Source organism: Burkholderia sp. HAN2018, assembly GCF_024704855.1.
Classification (GTDB): domain Bacteria; phylum Pseudomonadota; class Gammaproteobacteria; order Burkholderiales; family Burkholderiaceae; genus Burkholderia; species Burkholderia cepacia.
Genome location: NZ_QOBB01000054.1, coordinates 39225 through 56825 on the forward strand (window position 1 = coordinate 39225; position 17601 = coordinate 56825).

The following is a 17601-nucleotide window of genomic DNA, read 5'->3' on the forward strand; positions in this document are numbered from 1 at the left end:
GTGATTGAAAAAAAGCGATCGCCGTGCCGCGCGGGTGTTGCTCACGCTTACGTCAATCGCTGACTTCGATATTTCTGCGCTGACTATATTTGACCATGCAATAAAATGCAACCCGAAGGCATCGATCGACCGCACATGCATGGACGCGCCGCGATCACGGGCGGCCCCGCCCTTATGCCCGCCAGCAGGATCGATAGCAGAATTTATCGGTTATCGTCCGCTCGCCCTGTTGGTACGTTAGCCGGCTCGCTTCAATGCAACGAACCAGACAAGGAGCACGATCCATGACGCCGATGAACCGCCGCGCATTCGCGCGCGCGATGCTGGCCGCAGGCCTCGCTGCCGCCGGCGTCCGAGTGCGCGCCGAGAACGCACCCGATGTGCTGCGCATCGGCTACCAGAAGTCGTCGACACTCATCACGCTGCTCAAGACGCGCGGCGCGCTCGAGCAGGCGCTGGCGCCGCTCGGCTTGCGCGTGTCGTGGCATGAATTCGCGAGCGGATTGCCGCTGACCGAAGCGCTCAACATCGGCGCCGTCGATTTCAGCGCCGACGTGGCCGATACGGTCCCGGTCTTCGCACAAGCTGCCCATGCGCGTTTCGTGTACGTCGCACAGGAAGCGCCTTCGCCGAAAGCGCAGGCGATCATCGTCAAGCAGGACAGCACACTGCGTACGCTCGCCGATCTCAAGGGCAGGCGCATTGCGGTCACGAAGGCGGCCGGCAGCCATTACCTGTTGCTTGCCGCACTCGCACGCGCGAAGCTCGGGCCGGCCGATACGACGATCCACTACCTGACGCCCGCGGACGGCCGCGCGGCGTTCGAGCGTGGCAGTGTGGACGCATGGATCACGTGGGATCCCTATGTCGCATCGGTCGACCGCAATCCCGACGTACGGATTCTCGCCGACGGCAACGGACTCGCGTCATACCAGCGCTACTACCTTGCGTCGACCAGCTTCGCCACTGCGCGGCCCGACGTCGTCCAGATCCTGTTCGACCAGTTGTCGCAGGCCGGCACGTGGCTGCGCGACCACCCGCAGGACGCAGCGAATACGCTTGCGCCGATCTGGGGGCTCGACGCGGCGACGATCGCGCGCGCGAACGCGCGGCGCAGTTATCTCGTTCGCGCCGTGGTCGCGCAAAACTTCGGCGAACAGCAGAAGATCGCCGACACGTTCCTCGCGGCCGGACTGCTGCCGGCGCGAGTCGACACGAGTCAGGCGCAGCGCTGGAACTTCGACGCGAAACGCGCGATTCCGGTCGGCGCGTGAGAATCCGTCGCACGAGGGGCAATATTTTTATCGCTTTGAATGAAATTGTGTTGACAGGCTGCGCCGACACGCTAGAATAGCGGTCTTCGCATCGCAGCAAGCGAAACGTGCCCAGGTGGCGGAATTGGTAGACGCACTAGGTTCAGGTCCTAGCGGTGGCAACATCGTGGAGGTTCGAGTCCTCTCCTGGGCACCATCTGTTTTCTAAAAAGGTCGGCTTCTAGCCGACCTTTTTTCATTTCAAGCCCTGGAAGCAATGCGCTTGCTTGCTCCGAGCGGGGCGTCGAAGGGCTGCGCTTGCAAGCGCGACTCGGGTTACACATGTGCGACCCAGCCCCTCTCGCCTGACCTTCCACTTCCTAAAAAAGCTCGTTCCAGTCGGCCCGCCTGCATTCCCGGCATCCGGAGGGATCAGCCCGCGCACATCCGCCCATCACAAGTTCAACGATGCACGTCGGTCGCTCCCGCGATGTTTGCGCACCTCGCTCGATGCCCAAACAAATCCGTCAAATTATTTTCGTTCGCGACCTCAAATCCTGTTGACAGCCGCCAAAGACGCGCTATAATTTCGCTTCTTTGCAGCAAGCAGCTACTGCAAAACGTGCCCAGGTGGCGGAATTGGTAGACGCACTAGGTTCAGGTCCTAGCGGTGGCAACATCGTGGAGGTTCGAGTCCTCTCCTGGGCACCATCTGTTTTTAAAAAGGTCGGCTTCTAGCCGACCTTTTTTCATTTCCGGCTCCGGAAAAACCTCCCCCTCATCTTCGCGAGCAGACCCAGCCGCTTCGATTTGCGCCGCCAGCGCAAGCAAACCGCGACGGCATGCTGCGAATCCGGCGACAACCCACTACCCCGGGTTCATGCCACCACCCACGCCACCTTCCGCCTGAATGACCGGGCTTCCGCGATCCATCCTCGATTCCGGATGCCCCGCACTACCATCCCCGCTCCCACCTCAAACCGGGATTTCCCTAGGCTGACATGTCGGCGTTCACGCGGTTAAATAAATCAACGTGATTTATTTAATGCGCCTCTGCACGGCGCGCCATGGAAGGAGACGCCATGAGAAGCCCGCACTTCGGCCAGGGCAGCAATTCGGCCAACGTGCGCCGTTACAACGAGCGCCTGCTGCTGAAGACGCTGCGCCGCGCAGGCAGCGCGTCAAAGGCCGACCTCGCCCGCCTCGCGAACATGACGGGCACGGCGGTCGGCAGCATCATCACATCACTCGCCGACGCGAAGCTGATCGAATTCGCGGGCCGCACCGAAGGCCAGCGCGGTCAGCCGGCTTCGCTGATTCGCCTCGACCCGCGCGGCGCGTTCGGCATCGGCGTCCATCTCGACCGGATGCGCATCGAAACGGCGCTCGTCAACTTCGCGGGCGACGTGCTCGGCCGCCGCTCGCACGACACGCTGCTGCCCCCGCCCGCCGACGTGCTCGAGATCGTCCGCCACGACATCGAAGCGATGCAGGCCCTGCTCCCCGCCCACGAGCGCGCCCGCCTGACCGGCATCGGTGTCGCGCAGCCCTACAACCTCGGCGCGTGGATGCGTGAACTCGGTCTCGCACCCGACACGTTCCGCGCGTGGGAAGACGTCGATTTCGCAAGCGACCTCGGTCGCATGCTGTCGCTTCCGGTATTCGGCGAAAACGACGGCAATGCGGCCGCGATCGCCGAGCTCTTCTACGGATACGGCCGGCAGTGCGACGATTTCGTCTATCTATTCATCGGGCCGGCGATCGGCGGCGGCATCGCGATCGACGGCGACTGCCTGCGCGGCGTGACCGGCAACGCGGGCGACATCGCCGTGATTCCCGTGCAGCCGAGCCGGCTCGCTTCCGCGCCGCCGCCGCGTGGCCCGTGGGACATCCTGCTCGCGCGCGCGTCGCTGCATGCGCTCGTGCGCCATCTGCGCCATCACGGCGAGACGGTCGACAACCGGGCCGATCTCGAAGCCTGCATCGCTCGCGGCCTGCCCGCCGTCGACGAATGGATCGACGATTGCGTCGACGCGCTCGCACCTGCGTTGCGTGCGGTGCTGTGTGTGGTCGATGCGCCGGTGGTCGTGCTCGACGCCGATACCGACGCAGGCCTGCTCGACGCGGTGACAACGCGCCTGCGTGCCGCGCTCGTGGCCACCGCGCCCGAAGCGCGCGGCACGCCGGTGCTCGTACGCGGCACGTTCGGCGCCGACGCCGGCGCGATCGGCGCAGCCACGCTGCCGATGTATTTCAACTTCTCCCCGCGGGCCGGCATCCTCAAGGGCGCCCGCACCGACTCGCAGGAGGTCAACCATGTCGCGATCTGAGTCGCCCCGTCCGCTGCTCGAGATGCGCGGGATCAGCAAGACGTTCCCGGCCGTGCGCGCGCTCGACAACGTGAGCCTGACCGTCTATCCCGGCGAGATCCACTCGCTGATGGGCGAAAACGGCGCGGGCAAATCGACGCTGATGAAAATCCTGTCGGGCGCATACCGCGCCGACGCCGGCGGCGAGATCCTGATCGACGGCGAACGCATCGACATCGACGGCCCGCTTGCCGCGCGCGATGCGGGCGTCGCGGTGATCTACCAGGAGCTGTGCCTGTCCCCGAACCTGAGCGTCGCGGAAAACATCTACATCGGCCGCGAATTGCGGCGCGGCAACCGGCGCTGGGGCACGATCGACCGCGCGGCAATGGCACGCGGCTGCGAGGACGTGCTCGCGCGCCTGGGCGCATCGTTCGGGCCCGACACGCTCGTCGGCACGCTGTCGATCGCGGAACAGCAGCTCGTCGAGATCGCGCGCGCCGTGCACACCCGCGCACGCATCCTCGTGATGGACGAGCCGACCACGCCGCTGTCGTCGCGCGAGACCGAACACCTGTTCCGCCTGATCCGCCAGTTGCGCGAGGAAGGTCTCGCGATCATCTACATCAGCCACCGGATGGCGGAGATCTACGAGTTGTCCGATCGTGTGTCGGTGCTGCGCGACGGCACGTATGTCGGCACGCTCGAGCGCGCATCGCTTTCGGCCGAGCGTCTTGTCGCGATGATGGTCGGCCGCGACATCTCCGGCTTTTACAAGAAGGAACACGCGCCGTACGACCCCGGCCACCTGCTGCTGTCGGTACGCGACATCGCCGACGGCGCGCGCGTGCGCGGCTGCAGCCTCGACCTGCACGCCGGCGAAGTGCTCGGCATCGCGGGGCTCGTCGGCGCAGGCCGCACCGAGCTCGCGCGGCTGATCTTCGGCGCGGAACCGCGCGTGCGCGGCAACGTGAAGGTGGGCGAACGCACGTTCGGCGCGCACTCGCCGCGCGACGCGATCGACGCCGGCCTCGTCTACCTGACCGAAGACCGCAAGCGCCAGGGCCTGTTCCTCGACATGAGCGTACGCGACAACATCAACATCTCGGTCTGCAACCGCGATGCGCGGCTCGGTGCGCTCGACCTCGCGCGCGGCGCCGAACGTGCACGCGACGCGATTGCATCGCTGTCGATCCGCGTCCCCCACGCGAACGTCAACGTCGGCGCGCTGTCAGGCGGCAACCAGCAGAAAGTGCTGCTGTCGCGCCTGCTCGAAACGAAGCCGCGCGTGCTGATCCTCGACGAACCGACGCGCGGCGTCGATATCGGCGCGAAATCCGAGATCTACCGGATCATCAACGAACTGGCCCGCGCCGGCGTGGGTGTGATCGTGATCTCGAGCGAACTGCCGGAGATCATCGGCGTCGCCGACCGGGTGCTCGTGATGCGCGAAGGCGAGATCGCGGGCGAGCTCGGCGGCCACACGCATACGCCCATCACGCAGGAAGCCATCATCGCGCTCGCCACCGGCTCGCAGGCCGAACTCGCCGACGCGCACTGAGCCCGCCCTTTCAGTTCACTCTTACATTCAGGTTACCGACATGATCAACCCGACCAAGCAGCGGAACCTCGCTTCCGCGACGGCCCATCCGGTGGGCAACCGTACGCCGCTGTTGCGCGGCGCCGATCACCGCGCCCGCATGCAGTCGCTCATCCGCACCGCCGGCATGCTGCCGGTGCTGCTGGTTCTGTGCATCGGCTTCGGCTTCCTGACCGACGGCTTCTTCACGCTGCAGAACCTGTCGATCGTCACGCAGCAGGCGTCGATCAACATCGTGCTCGCCGCCGGCATGACCTTCGTGATCCTGACGGGCGGCATCGACCTGTCGGTCGGCTCGGTGCTCGCCGCCGCGGCCGTCGCGGCGCTGCTCGCGTCGACCATTCCGGGCTGGGGCTGGCTCGGCGTACCGTTCGCGCTCGTCGTCGGCCTCGTGTTCGGCGCGATCAACGGCGGCCTGATCTCGTTCCTGCGCCTGCCGCCGTTCATCGTCACGCTCGGCGCGATGACGGCCGTGCGCGGCGTTGCGCGCCTGATCGGCAACGACACCACCGTGTTCAATCCGCAGTTGCCGTTCGCGTTCATCGGCAACGGCACGATCCTCGGTGTGCCCTGGCTCGTCGTCATCGCGTGCGCGGTCATCGCGATCTCGTGGTTCATCCTGCGCCGCACGGTGCTCGGGATGCGCATCTATTCGGTGGGCGGCAATCCGGAAGCCGCGCGCCTGTCGGGCATCAACGTGCGGGCGATCCAGATGTTCGTCTATGCGGCGTCGGGCCTGCTCGCCGGGCTCGGCGCGGTGATGTCGGCCGCGCGGCTTTATGCGGCAAACGGCCTGCAGCTCGGCCAGTCGTACGAACTCGACGCGATCGCCGCGGTGATCCTCGGCGGCACGAGCTTCGTCGGCGGCGTCGGCTCGATCGTCGGTACGCTGATCGGTGCGCTGATCATCGCGGTACTGACGAACGGCCTCGTACTGCTCGGCGTGTCCGACATCTGGCAGTACATCATCAAGGGCCTCGTGATCATCGGCGCCGTTGCGCTCGATCGCTATCGCCAGCGCGACTCGGCGCGCACCTGACCCTTCCCGTCGATTCAACCTTGCGGCGCTGGCCGGTTCGCCTGCGCCCGTTCACCAACAAACCTCTCGGAGACACAACGACATGCTCAAGCACAAAGCCGCCCTGACCGCCGTCGCCTGCGCACTCGCCTTCGGCGCTTCCGCCGCACACGCGGCCGACAAGCCGCTCAAATCGATCGGCGTCACGGTCGGGTCGCTCGGCAATCCGTACTTCGTCACGATCGTCAAGGGTGCCGAAGCACGCGCCAAGCAGCTCAACCCGAACGCGAAGGTCACGGCCGTCTCGGCCGACTACGACCTGAACAAGCAGTTCACGCAGATCGACAACTTCATCTCCGCGCACGTCGACATGATCCTGCTCAACGCGACGGATCCGAAGGCGATCGAGCCGGCGGTGAAGAAGGCGCAGGCGGCCGGCATCACGGTCGTCGCGGTCGACGTCGCCGCGGCGGGCGCAAACGCGACCGTGCAAACCAACAACGTGAAGGCCGGCGAACTCGCGTGCGACTACATCGTGAAGAAACTCAACGGCAAGGGCAACGTGATCATCGAGAACGGCCCGCAGGTATCGGCCGTGATCGATCGCGTCAACGGCTGCAAGGCCGTGCTCGCGAAAAACGCCGGCATCAAGGTGCTGTCGAGCGACCAGGACGGCAAGGGTTCGCGCGAAGGCGGGATGAATGCGATGCAAGGCTACCTGACGCGCTTTCCGAAGCTCGACGCGGTGTTCACGATCAACGACCCGCAGGCGATCGGCAGCGACCTCGCCGCGAAGCAGCTGAACCGTCCGGGCATCGTGATCACGTCGGTCGACGGCGCACCCGACATCGAGGTCGCGCTCAAGTCCAACACGCTCGTGCAGGCGTCGTCGAGCCAGGATCCCTGGGCCATGGCGCAGCAGGCGGTCAACGTCGGCTACGGGATCATGAACGGCCAGAAGCCGGCCAATCCGATGATCCTGATCGAGCCGACGCTCATCACGCGCGACAACGTGAAGACCTACAAGGGCTGGAGCTCGCCGCGCTGATCGCGCTGCCTGTCCGCCCGCGCAACCGGGCGGTGCGGGGCCGTGTCGCCATGCGCGACGGCCCCGAGCTGCCCGCCTTTTCGGATCAACCGCTGTACGGCCGTGCGCAACGCCACGGCACAAGGTTTCGACATGACGACGACGTTCCCCCGCCTGATCGTATTCGGCGAAGCGCTGACCGATTTCATCCGCGACGACGCGCAGCACTGGCACAGCATCGCCGGCGGCTCATGCTGGAACGTCGCGCGCGTCGGCGCGCGACTCGGCGTGCCGACGGCCTTCGCCGGCACGGTCAGCCGCGACATCTTCGGCGACGAACTGATGCGCAAGAGTGCCGACGCCGGGCTCGACCTGCGCTTCATCCGGCAGGTCGATCGTGCGCCGCTGCTCGCGATGGTCGTGTCGAAGCAGCCGCCCCACTATTTCTTCATCGGCGAGAACAGCGCCGATCTCGCGTTCGATCCGGCGGACCTGCCCGCCGGTGCGCTCGATGCGGCCGAGATCGTGCACGTCGGCTCGCTCGGCGTCGTGCGCGAGCCGCTCGCGGCGCGCCTGATCGAAGTCGCGCAGGCCGCGCGAACGGCCGGCAAGCGAATCTCGTTCGACCCGAACTTCCGTGCGCCGATGGCCGCGCCGTCGTATCGCGACACGCTGCGCCGGCTGGCCGGGCTCGCCGACTGGATCAAGGTGTCCGACGAGGACCTGCGCGGGCTGTTTCCCGAACTCGATGAAGCCGCCGCGCTCGCGCAACTGCGCACGTGGGCGCCCGACGCAACGATGCTCGTCACGCGCGGCGCGTCGGGCATGCAGCTCCTGCATCGCGACACCGTGCTGTTCCAGCCTGCGTTCCCGACCGAGGTGGCCGACACCGTCGGCTGCGGCGACGCGAGCATCGGCGGCTGGCTCGCAAGCCAGCTGGCGCGTCCCGACGCGTCAGCCGCCGAGCATCTGCGCTACGCGGCCGCGTGCGCGGCGGTCGCCTGTGCACATGCAGGCGCCTACGCGCCGACGGCGGCCGAGGTGACCGACATGATCGATCGCACTGCCGACACTGCAGTTTCGCAATAGCACCTACCGGCGCACCGCACCGTCACGCGGCGGTCGGTCCGCCGCTGCCGTCCGGCGGCGTCCCGGCCTGCAGCAGCTGCAGGCTCTCGTCGACGCTCAGTTCGGACATCGCATCGTCGTGAAGCGTATCGTCGGCCGCGCGGCGCAATGCATGCAGCGTGTGCATCTTGAGCCGCACGAGCGCGAGCCGCAACCCGCGCGCCGCGCATTCGGCCGCAAAGGTGCGCAACGATTCGATCGTCGTGCCGTCGACATCCGGCGTTTCCTCGAGGCTCAGCATCACGGTATGCGTGTCCGGCGCAGCCTTCATCAACGCACGCACACGGTTCAACATCCGGTCCGCATTCGCGAAGAACAGTTGCGCCTCGGGCCGCACGATCAGCACGCCCGGCACCGGCTTCGCGTCGGCGTGGCTCGCGACGTCGACGAAATCATGGCTGTCGCGCAGCCTGCCGAGCACGCTGACGTTCGGCTCGGACAACTTGCGCAGCGTCAGCAGCAGGCTCACGCCGATGGCCGCGAGCAGCCCGTGCAGCACACCGAGCACGAGCACCGCGAGCAGCGCGGCGATCACGACGAGCCGGTCGCGATGCCAGGCCCAGTACGGCCGGAACACCGACGGATGCAGCGAGTGGCTGACCGCGAAGATCACGATCGCCGCGAGCACGGGCTCCGGCGTGCGCGCGAGCTGCGGCAGCAGCAGCCACACGATCAGCGCGACCACGCCCGCCGCCCACAGGCCCGCAAAACGCGACTGCGCGCCGGCCGCTTCGTTCGCCGAGGTCGCCGAATAACCGGCACCGACCGGCATCCCGTGCAGCAGGCCGGACACGAGATTCGCGCAGCCGAGCGCGACGAGGTCGCGGTTCGGCGACACGCTGTCGCCATGCTTCAGTGCGAAGTTGCGGATCGATCCGTACGACTCCGCATACAGGATCAGCATCAGCGCGAACGCAAGCTCGACGGTCTGCATCCACGCGTTGCGGTCGAGGGTCGGCAGGCCGAACTCGATATGCCGGAAGTCGATGTGGCCGACGATCGCAATGCCGTATCGCTGCCAGTCGACCGCGTAACCGGCCGCGATCGACAGCACGATCACGACGAGCGTCGCGGGCACCCGCGTGCTCCGTCCGAGTGCGAACAGCAACGCCAGCGCGGTCGCGCCGAGCACGACGCTCGCGAGATTCGCGTGAGGCGCACCGCTGATCAGGTCGAGCGCGACATGCGGCGCATCGCTGTGCTGCACGGAAATCGCGAGAATCTTCGGCAACTGCTTGATGACGATCGTCAGCGCGAGGCCGAACGTGAAGCCGCGCAACACCGGCCGCGCGACGAAATCCGACATGCCGCCGAGCCGCGCGGCACCCGCCAGGATGAACAGCACGCCCGTCATCGCGACGAGCGCCGCCGCCAGCGCGAGCTGCGCGGCAAGCGCCATTCCCGACTCCGCGAGCACGGTCGCCGCGAGCACGGCAGCCGACGACGACGTCGACGACACGATCGCGAAACGGCTGCTGCCGGTGAGCGCATAGACGACGAGCCCCGACAGCAACGCGATGAGACCGGCCTGCGGCGGCAGGTTGGCCAGCCCCGCGTACGCGACCGCCTCGGGGATCAGCAAGCCCGCGATCGACAGGCCGGCCAGCGCGTCGAGGCCGATGCGCCGCGTCGGCGGCGGCGAGGCCGCGTCGAGCGCGGAGAAATGCTCGGCATGCTGCGGGCCGGCATCGGGGCGGATCGGGGCAGTCGTCATGAGGTGCTCAGGGCCTGACGGCGATGACGCCCGACCAGCCGGGCAGATAGCGTGCATCCTGCTCGTGTGCGCGATGCAGCGCGATATCGAGCGCCTTCGCGAAGTTCTTGCGGATCTGGTCGAGCGACACGTGCTGGCGCAGGTAGTCGGCCCACAGGAATTCGCTGAACGGCGTCGCGTCCTTCGCGTAGCCGCCGGCGGTGCGCAGCTCGCCGGCGAGGCTGCGGTACGGATCGTCCACGAGCCCCGTCAGCACCTTCGGCAGATTCGCGTAGTCGCGGCGCGTGCCGTCCGCGCCGAACGGATGCACCCACTGGTTGTGTTCCATCATCCGCCAGAAGATCGTGTCGTCGAGCCACGACAGGTCCTTCAGCAGCATCGCGTTCACGCGCGCCTCGCCTTCCTCGATCAGTGCGAGGCCGAGATGATGATGATCGGTGATGTAGTGCAACCCGCCCGGGCCGAGCACGGCCGGGAACCAGTGCGATTCGATCGCGGTCTTGCGCGCGCGCTTGCTGAGCCCCTTCCAGTGCTTGCGCTTCGCCTTGACTTCGCGATAGCCGACCGTCATCTGCGTGGGACGCAGTTCTTCCAGCTTGACGGGAATCAGGTGAACATCGGTGCCGAGTGCCATGGTCGTACCCCATGTTGCGAAATTCCGGCAACGATACTCCTGAACGCACGAGCCGTTAATACGTCATGACCTCGATACGCATCCGGTTGACGATCCACGACAACTGCCCGCGTACGCGCGCGCCGCGCTATACGCGCAGGTCGTTGCGTTCGAGACGATGTCGAATGTAGGGAATGCCATCGTGCACGACGCTCACCCGGCGCATCCCGAGCTTGCGCGCGACGTTCAACGAGCCGCCGTTGGCCTCCGCGATATCGGCGATCACGCGCGGCAGGCGCACGGTGTCGAAGGCGTGGCGCACGACGGCCGACGCGGCCTCGCTCGCGATGCCGCGCCCCCATGTTGCACGCACCAGCCGCCAGCCGATCTCGACGTCGCGCGCGCCATCCGCATAGTCCGGAATCAGCAGGATCCAGCCGATGAACGCATCGGGCGCGGCCTTCTCGAAGATCGACCAGTAGCCGAGGCCCGGCGGATAGTCGCGCGTGATCCGGTGCGTGACGAAGCGCCGATGCTCGACGGGATCGTGCCACGGGCCCGCGATGTGCCGCGTGACCTCGGGATCGCGATCCATCTCGATGCAGGCGTCGAGATCGGCCAGCACGCGTGGACGCAGCCACAGCCGCGCAGTTTCGAGCACGGGCAGCGTGGCGGCGGAAGGTTCAGTCATCTGGACTCCTGATTCGGTGACGATGCTCACCGGACGCATTACAAAACAGATACAAACAGCCTTCCGGAATGATACAGATGCCTGCCGCCGGTTTCGCGCAGCGCCGTTGCCGAATCCGAAACAGTTCATTTCCTAGGGATTATTCCCGATTCGGCGTTATCGCGCCCCACATCGCCAAGCGCCGCGGCCTACACTCGATCCATGCCCCCGCACCGCGCGCAAGCCGGGCCGGCATCCGCATGCACATCGTAAGCGCGCAAGCCAACGAGGAGACTTCGGACATGAGCTGGACCCGCGAACAACGCAACGTGACGATCGCCGCCTACCTGGGCTGGACACTCGATGCGTTCGATTTCTTCCTGATGGTCTTCGTGCTGAAGGACATCGCCGCCGAATTCGGATCGACGATTCCCGCCGTCGCGTTCGCGCTCACGCTGACACTCGCGATGCGTCCGCTAGGCGCGCTGATCTTCGGCCGGCTCGCCGACCGCTTCGGCCGCCGCCCGACGCTGATGGTCAACATCGCGTGCTACTCGCTGCTCGAACTCGCATCGGGTTTCGCGCCGAGCCTGACCGCGCTGCTCGTGCTGCGCGCGCTGTTCGGCGTCGCGATGGGCGGCGAATGGGGTGTCGGCTCTGCGCTGACGATGGAAACCGTGCCGACCCATGCACGCGGCTTCGTGTCGGGGCTGCTGCAGGCCGGCTATCCGAGCGGCTACCTGCTCGCGTCCGTCGTGTTCGGCCTGTTCTACCAGTACATCGGCTGGCGCGGGATGTTCATGGTCGGCGTGCTGCCCGCGCTGCTCGTGCTGTACGTGCGCGCGCACGTGCCCGAATCGCCGGCGTGGAAGCAGATGGAGAAGCGTCCGCGCCCGAGCCTCGGGGCCACGCTGCAGCAGAACTGGAAGCTCACGATCTACGCGATCGTGCTGATGACCGCGTTCAACTTCTTCTCGCACGGCACGCAGGATCTCTATCCGACGTTCCTGCGCGAACAGCATCATTTCGATCCGCATACCGTGTCGTGGATCACGATCGTGCTGAACATCGGCGCCATCGTCGGCGGCCTGTCGTTCGGCTCGATCTCGGAGCGGATCGGCCGGCGTCGTGCCATCTTCATCGCTGCGTTGATCGCCCTGCCCGTGCTGCCGCTGTGGGCGTTCTCGAGCGGCCCGGTCGCCCTCGCCGCGGGGGCGTTCCTGATGCAGATCTCGGTGCAGGGTGCGTGGGGCGTGATCCCGGTTCACCTGAACGAGATCTCGCCCGACGAGATCCGCGCGACCTTCCCCGGCGTCGTCTACCAGCTCGGCAACCTGCTCGCGTCGGGCAACGCGACGATGCAGGCCTCGCTCGCCGTTTCGCACAACAACAACTACAGCTTCGCGCTCGCGCTCGTGGCCGGCATCGTCGCCGTCGTGATCGCCGTGCTGATCCTGTTCAGCCGCGAGCGGCGCGGCATCGACATGACGCAATCGGTCAATACGCGTAGCACGGTCGCCTGATCCCGCGCATTGCCGCATTGCACCATCGCGCGTGCCCCGCCCTGTCGAAGGCGCGCGCGATACTTTCCGCATTCGCACATCGAACTAGAGGAATTTGTCCAGATTCCCCGCTTGCCCGCTCCGCTCGCCCTTTTTTATCTTAATAAAAACGACTGTTTGAATCAGATAATCAAATCACCAGTTCGCGGCCGGGCGACCGGCATGGGAGGCGGGACATGGCAGTAAGTCAGGAGGGGCGGCCATCCGCGGGACGGCCGTCCGGGGCACGGTCATCCGGCACTCGGCAGACCGGCGGGACGAAGGCGCGCATCCTCGATGCGGCCGAGGACCTGTTCATCGAGCATGGCTTCGAGGCGATGTCGATGCGCCAGATCACCTCGCGCGCGGCGGTCAACCTCGCCGCGGTCAACTACCACTTCGGCAGCAAGGAAGCGCTGATCCACGCGATGCTGTCGCGCCGGCTCGACCAGCTCAACCAGGAACGCCTCGGTATCCTCGACCGCTTCGATGCGCAACTCGGCACGCACATCACCTGCGAGCACGTGCTCGGCGCGATGTTCATTCCCGCGCTGAAGGCATCGCGCAATCCCGAACGCGGCGGGCCCGGGTTCCTGCGGCTGATCGGCCGCGCGTACACCGATCCGTCGCCGTTCGTGCGCAACTTCCTGACCGCGCACTACGCAAGCGTCGCGGGCCGCTTCTTCGACGCATTCCAGCGCGCGTTGCCGCACCTGCCGCGCACGGAGCTCGGCTGGCGGCTGCACTTCGCGATCGGTGCACTCTCCGGCGCGCTCGCCGGCGCCGAAACGGAAAGCCTGATCGACGAGTTCTCGCAAGGCCGCACGATGAACGACGTGCAGATGATCGCGCGACTGTCGTCGCTGATCGTCGCCGCGCTGAAAGCGCCGATGCCCGACAGCGCGCAACTGTCGATCTTCGCGGCCGTGCTCGACGATGCAGGCGCAAGCGAAGCGTTCGGGCTGCCGTCGTCGGGCGCGGCCACCGCCGATACGGCGACGCTGCATTCCACGAACTGAGCGCGCGAGGCCACGCGCGGCTTCCTGTTCACGATTTGATTGAAACGCGCGGTCATGCGGAGCGCCGAGGCGCCCCGCCGATCGACCGTGCGGCACGGGGCACGGGCCGGCGCTGAAGCGCCGGCCTTCGCCGAGAGCAAAGACCGGAGACATGTCATGTCATCTTCCGCAGCAACCGCAGCGGCCCAGGTTCCGCCGAACACCGACGGCATCTGGTACGCGTCATATCCGCCCGGCGTCCCGCACGACATCGACGTCACGCAATACGCATCGCTCGTGCAGTTCTTCGACGAGTGCACGAGCCGCTTCGCCGAGCGCGTCGCCTATGTGAGCGCGGGCGCATCGATGACCTATCGCACGCTCGCGCAGAAAGTCGACGCGTTCGCGTCGTATCTGCAAAGCCTCGGCGTCAAACCCGGCGACCGCGTCGCGATCATGCTGCCGAACACGTTCCAGTACCCGGTCGCGCTGTTCGGCACGCTGAAAGCCGGTGCGATCGTCGTCAACGTCAATCCGCTCTATACCGCGCGCGAACTCGCGCACCAGCTGAAGGACAGCGGCGCGCAGACGATCGTCGTGTTCGAGAATTTCGCGCGCACGCTGCAGGATGCGCTGCCGGAAACGCAGGTGAAGAACATCGTCGTCACCGCGCTCGGCGACCTCCTCGCCGACGGCTTCAATGCGAAAGGACGCCTGATCAATTTCGTGCTGAAGCACGTGAAGAAGCTCGTGCCGGCCTACCACCTGCCGCAGGCCATCCGGTTGCGCTCCGCCCTCGCGCTCGGTGAGCGAAGCAAGCCGCAACCCGTGCAGACGACGCGCGACGACCTCGCATTCCTGCAATACACGGGCGGCACGACGGGCGTCGCGAAAGGCGCGATGCTCACGCACGGCAACCTGATCGCGAACCTGCTGCAGGCGAAGGCCTGGATCGCCGACCAGGTATCGGGCGACGTCGAAACCGTGCTCACGCCGCTGCCGCTGTATCACATCTATTCGCTGACGGTGAACGCATTCATCTTCATGGGGCTCGGCGGGCGCAACATCCTGATCGCGAACCCGCGCGACATGACGATGGTGATGAAGATCATCCGCAACGAGACGTTCACCGGGATCACCGGCATCAACACGCTGTACAACGCATTCCTCGACAACGAGGAATTCCGCAAGCGCGATTTCTCGAAGCTGAAGCTCGCGATGGCGGGCGGGATGGCGATGCAGCGCGCGGTCGCGGAACGCTTCCAGCAGGTGACGGGCCGGCCGGTCGTCGAAGGCTACGGCCTGACCGAATGCTCGCCGATCGTCACGATGAACCCCGTCAACCTGAACGACATGGCCGCGTTCAGCGGTTCGATCGGCCTGCCCGCGCCGTCCACCGTCGTGCGCTTTCGCCGTGAGGACGGCACCTGGGCGCCCGTCGGCGAGCCGGGCGAGCTGTGCGTGCGCGGCCCGCAGGTGATGCGCGGCTACTGGCAGCGCCCCGACGAGACGGCCAAGGTGATCGACGCCGACGGCTGGCTCGGCACCGGCGACATCGGCGTGATGGACGAACGCGGCTTCATCCGCCTGATCGACCGCAAGAAGGACATGATCCTCGTGTCGGGCTTCAACGTGTACCCGAACGAGATCGAGGAAGTGCTGGTGATGCATCCGGGCATCAGCGAAGCCGCGGCGATCGGCATTCCGGACGAGGTACAGGGCGAACGGATCAAGGTGTTCGTCGTGCGCCGCGACCCGTCGCTGACGACCGATGATGTGCTCGCGCACTGCCGCAAGAACCTCACCGGCTACAAGATGCCGAAATTCGTCGAGTTCCGCGACGCGCTGCCGCAGACGAACGTCGGCAAGATCCTGCGCCGCGCGCTGCGCGACGAAGAACTCGCCAAAATCAAGGCCGCGAAGCAAGGTTGAACGATCCGTCGCCCAGGGAGACGCCGTCGATGAACGAAGGAAAGAAGCACCACGCGCGGCATGCCGCCGCCGTGGCAGTCGCCTGCCTGCTGTCGCTCGGACAGGCGGGCCTGCATGCCCAGGAAACGGCCGACGCCGCAAGCGCGGCCGCGGGCGTCGCGCTGCCGGCGGACCTCGCGAAAGTCGCCCGCGAGCCGGTCGCGCAGCAGGCGCGCTGGCTGCGCACGGCCGCACAGCGCGGCACGCTCGCGCAACTCGACGACGCGACGCTCACGGCGCTCTTCAAGGCACTCGATCCGCTCGCCGTGCCGCTCTATATCCGTAACGGCCCCAACGGCTATCCGTCGTACCAGTTCACGATGGTGCGTCAGGAGCGCATCAGCGGAAAGTGGTCCGATACGCCCGACCGCATGCTCGTGAAGACCACCCGCGAGCCGCTGCGCGTCTATGCGAAATGGCTGCCGGGCGGTGCGCATGCCGGACAGGAGACCATCTACGACACGACGCAGCGCAAGGACGAGATGTACGGGCACCTCGGCGGCCTGCTCGGCAAGATTCCGCTGTGGACGGCGCTCGACGGCGCACTCGCACGCGCGCAGTCGAATCACCAGGTGAAGGATCTCGGTACCGAGTTCATCACGAACCTGTACCTGACCGAAGGGAAGAAATACGTGGAAGCCGGCGTGCAGCGGCCGACCGACGTGGAGGCCAGGACGATCGGCGGCGTGCGCGTGGTCGCGCTCACCTACGAAACACCGACCGGCCGGCCGCAGTTCTACGCGAAGAAGGAAGTCCTCGGGCTCGATCTGCACGCGCCCTATTTCCGGACCGTCGAGTCCTATGACAACGACGGCAAGATCTTCGAGCGGATCGTCATCGAGAAAATCGCGCCGGCGACGCTCGACGACACCGCATTCGACCCGAAAAACCCCGACTACGCGTTCTGATGCACGCCGGCGGGGCTGGCCTCGGGCTCAATCGTCATCGTCGCCGCCATGGTGCCGGTGCCAATGCTTGTAATAGTGCTTGCGCCACTTGCGATAGCGATCGTCGTCCTCGTCGCCGTAGTAGCCGTATCCATAGCCCGGATAGGCGACCACGGCCGGCTGCGGCGCCACATAGACTGGCGCCGGCTCGACATAGACCGGCGCGACCGGTACGCCGATGCCGACCGACAGGTCGACATGCCCCGCCATCGCACTGCCGGAAGCCAGCAACGCCACGACCCCGACCCACCCCGCCCATCGTCTCTTGTCCATGTTCTCAATCCCTGATATACCGGCCCGCCCGGCTCGCGCAGCCAATGTACGCGTCGGGCGGGAACCAAGGTGATACGGCGCTGCGAGAGTCGTAACGCGGCGTAACGAAATGGCATTGACCGTTCGGCCGAATCGCGAAAATGCGCTGGAACGTCTATAGTGGGTTACGGTTCGACACAATCACGACTGCGCGTTTCCCGATTGAACAGGGTAGAATCCCGCCAAACACCTTGTGGACGCACACGCCACACACACGCACAACATATTCTCTGACGCAGGCTCCTGCCGCACCTCAATGGCCAATCCCGCAGAATCCCATCCGCAAAACGACTTCATCAATTCGGCGCGCAAGGAACGTAAGCGCGTTGAAATCTATCTCGTCAACGGCATTCGTCTGACGGGGTGTATCGAGTCGTTCGACCAGTACCTGGTGATGCTGCGCACCCCCGTGGGTCTGCAAGGCATCTACAAGCGCGCGATTTCCACGATCCAGCTCGACACGGGCGGCTCGCGCCCGGGCGGCAGCGGCGGCCCCCGCG

15 protein-coding genes and 2 tRNA genes are annotated in these 17601 nt (G+C 66.2%); 13 read left to right on the forward strand and 4 right to left on the reverse strand.

The annotated features are described in order from the left end of the window. The first annotated feature begins 284 nt into the window (after nt 1-284). From DPV74_RS16455 to DPV74_RS16490, 8 genes are all read left to right on the forward strand, one after another. The gene (locus DPV74_RS16455) at nt 285-1274 is read left to right on the forward strand and encodes an aliphatic sulfonate ABC transporter substrate-binding protein (RefSeq protein WP_119337582.1); all 990 of its coding nucleotides are present in this window, start codon (nt 285-287) and stop codon (nt 1272-1274) included. A 109-nt stretch (nt 1275-1383) separates the two neighbouring features. After that, a tRNA-Leu gene (locus DPV74_RS16460) sits at nt 1384-1470 on the forward strand. Between the two features lie 407 nt (nt 1471-1877). Continuing rightward, nucleotides 1878-1964: transfer RNA gene (locus tag DPV74_RS16465), tRNA-Leu, on the forward strand. Nucleotides 1965-2335: 371 nt separating this feature from the next. After that, the gene (locus tag DPV74_RS16470; RefSeq protein ID WP_119337586.1) at nt 2336-3583 is read left to right on the forward strand and encodes an ROK family protein; all 1248 of its coding nucleotides are present in this window, start codon (nt 2336-2338) and stop codon (nt 3581-3583) included. Then, nucleotides 3570-5123, forward strand: coding sequence for a sugar ABC transporter ATP-binding protein (locus DPV74_RS16475; protein WP_021161551.1), 1554 nt, complete (start codon nt 3570-3572; stop codon nt 5121-5123). Before DPV74_RS16470 ends, DPV74_RS16475 begins: the two co-directional genes overlap by 14 nt. A 40-nt stretch (nt 5124-5163) precedes the next feature. Continuing rightward, a complete protein-coding gene (locus DPV74_RS16480; protein WP_021161550.1) occupies nt 5164-6201 on the forward strand; it encodes a hypothetical protein in 1038 nt (345 codons plus the stop codon). A gap of 82 nt (nt 6202-6283) precedes the next feature. Beyond that, the gene (locus tag DPV74_RS16485; RefSeq protein ID WP_060358178.1) at nt 6284-7228 is read left to right on the forward strand and encodes an ABC transporter substrate-binding protein; all 945 of its coding nucleotides are present in this window, start codon (nt 6284-6286) and stop codon (nt 7226-7228) included. A 132-nt stretch (nt 7229-7360) separates the two neighbouring features. Further along, nucleotides 7361-8296: a carbohydrate kinase gene (locus DPV74_RS16490; protein WP_091921531.1), complete on the forward strand. Its 936-nt coding sequence runs from the start codon at nt 7361-7363 to the stop codon at nt 8294-8296. Nucleotides 8297-8318: 22 nt separating this feature from the next. On the opposite strand, the gene DPV74_RS16495 is transcribed toward DPV74_RS16490, so the two are convergent. The 3 genes from DPV74_RS16495 to DPV74_RS16505 form a co-directional block, all read right to left on the reverse strand. After that, nucleotides 8319-10049, reverse strand: coding sequence for a SulP family inorganic anion transporter (locus DPV74_RS16495; protein WP_060318195.1), 1731 nt, complete (start codon nt 10047-10049; stop codon nt 8319-8321). 7 nt (nt 10050-10056) lie between these two features. After that, nucleotides 10057-10683 carry a ParB-like protein gene (locus DPV74_RS16500; RefSeq protein WP_027787652.1) on the reverse strand — a complete coding sequence of 209 codons (627 nt, stop codon included), beginning with the start codon at nt 10681-10683 and terminating at the stop codon, nt 10057-10059. 127 nt (nt 10684-10810) lie between these two features. Next, nucleotides 10811-11353 (reverse strand): GNAT family N-acetyltransferase, encoded by a 543-nt coding sequence (locus DPV74_RS16505; protein ID WP_119337587.1) that lies wholly within the window; start codon nt 11351-11353, stop codon nt 10811-10813. Between the two features lie 281 nt (nt 11354-11634). Here DPV74_RS16505 and DPV74_RS16510 point away from each other — a divergent pair, with 281 nt between their 5' ends. The 4 genes from DPV74_RS16510 (at nt 11635) to DPV74_RS16525 (ending at nt 16750) form a co-directional block, all read left to right on the forward strand. Beyond that, on the forward strand, nt 11635-12855 hold the full coding sequence (locus DPV74_RS16510; protein WP_027787654.1) for an MFS transporter: 1221 nt from the start codon (nt 11635-11637) through the stop codon (nt 12853-12855). Between the two features lie 215 nt (nt 12856-13070). Beyond that, nucleotides 13071-13892, forward strand: coding sequence for a TetR/AcrR family transcriptional regulator (locus DPV74_RS16515; RefSeq protein ID WP_027787655.1), 822 nt, complete (start codon nt 13071-13073; stop codon nt 13890-13892). Between the two features lie 156 nt (nt 13893-14048). Continuing rightward, on the forward strand, nt 14049-15803 hold the full coding sequence (locus DPV74_RS16520; RefSeq protein WP_027787656.1) for an AMP-binding protein: 1755 nt from the start codon (nt 14049-14051) through the stop codon (nt 15801-15803). Between the two features lie 29 nt (nt 15804-15832). Next, nucleotides 15833-16750: a DUF1571 domain-containing protein gene (locus DPV74_RS16525; protein ID WP_021161542.1), complete on the forward strand. Its 918-nt coding sequence runs from the start codon at nt 15833-15835 to the stop codon at nt 16748-16750. A gap of 27 nt (nt 16751-16777) precedes the next feature. Here the strand turns inward: DPV74_RS16525 and DPV74_RS16530 are convergent, their stop codons facing one another. After that, a complete protein-coding gene (locus tag DPV74_RS16530; protein ID WP_060172084.1) occupies nt 16778-17062 on the reverse strand; it encodes a PXPV repeat protein in 285 nt (94 codons plus the stop codon). A gap of 295 nt (nt 17063-17357) precedes the next feature. Here DPV74_RS16530 and hfq point away from each other — a divergent pair. Then, nucleotides 17358-17601: RNA chaperone Hfq (gene hfq, locus DPV74_RS16535; protein ID WP_119337583.1), on the forward strand; the 244-nt coding region annotated here is incomplete at its 3' end.

Bases quoted from the DNA above. Each gene is read 5' to 3' on its own strand.
- DPV74_RS16455 (WP_119337582.1), top strand. From the start codon at position 285: ATGACGCCGATGAACCGCCGCGCATTCGCGCGCGCGATGCTGGCCGCA.
- DPV74_RS16470 (WP_119337586.1), top strand. From the start codon at position 2,336: ATGAGAAGCCCGCACTTCGGCCAGGGCAGCAATTCGGCCAACGTGCGC.
- DPV74_RS16475 (WP_021161551.1), top strand. From the start codon at position 3,570: ATGTCGCGATCTGAGTCGCCCCGTCCGCTGCTCGAGATGCGCGGGATC.
- DPV74_RS16480 (WP_021161550.1), top strand. From the start codon at position 5,164: ATGATCAACCCGACCAAGCAGCGGAACCTCGCTTCCGCGACGGCCCAT.
- DPV74_RS16485 (WP_060358178.1), top strand. From the start codon at position 6,284: ATGCTCAAGCACAAAGCCGCCCTGACCGCCGTCGCCTGCGCACTCGCC.
- DPV74_RS16490 (WP_091921531.1), top strand. From the start codon at position 7,361: ATGACGACGACGTTCCCCCGCCTGATCGTATTCGGCGAAGCGCTGACC.
- DPV74_RS16495 (WP_060318195.1), bottom strand. From the start codon at position 10,049: ATGACGACTGCCCCGATCCGCCCCGATGCCGGCCCGCAGCATGCCGAG.
- DPV74_RS16500 (WP_027787652.1), bottom strand. From the start codon at position 10,683: ATGGCACTCGGCACCGATGTTCACCTGATTCCCGTCAAGCTGGAAGAA.
- DPV74_RS16505 (WP_119337587.1), bottom strand. From the start codon at position 11,353: ATGACTGAACCTTCCGCCGCCACGCTGCCCGTGCTCGAAACTGCGCGG.
- DPV74_RS16510 (WP_027787654.1), top strand. From the start codon at position 11,635: ATGAGCTGGACCCGCGAACAACGCAACGTGACGATCGCCGCCTACCTG.
- DPV74_RS16515 (WP_027787655.1), top strand. From the start codon at position 13,071: ATGGCAGTAAGTCAGGAGGGGCGGCCATCCGCGGGACGGCCGTCCGGG.
- DPV74_RS16520 (WP_027787656.1), top strand. From the start codon at position 14,049: ATGTCATCTTCCGCAGCAACCGCAGCGGCCCAGGTTCCGCCGAACACC.
- DPV74_RS16525 (WP_021161542.1), top strand. From the start codon at position 15,833: ATGAACGAAGGAAAGAAGCACCACGCGCGGCATGCCGCCGCCGTGGCA.
- DPV74_RS16530 (WP_060172084.1), bottom strand. From the start codon at position 17,062: ATGGACAAGAGACGATGGGCGGGGTGGGTCGGGGTCGTGGCGTTGCTG.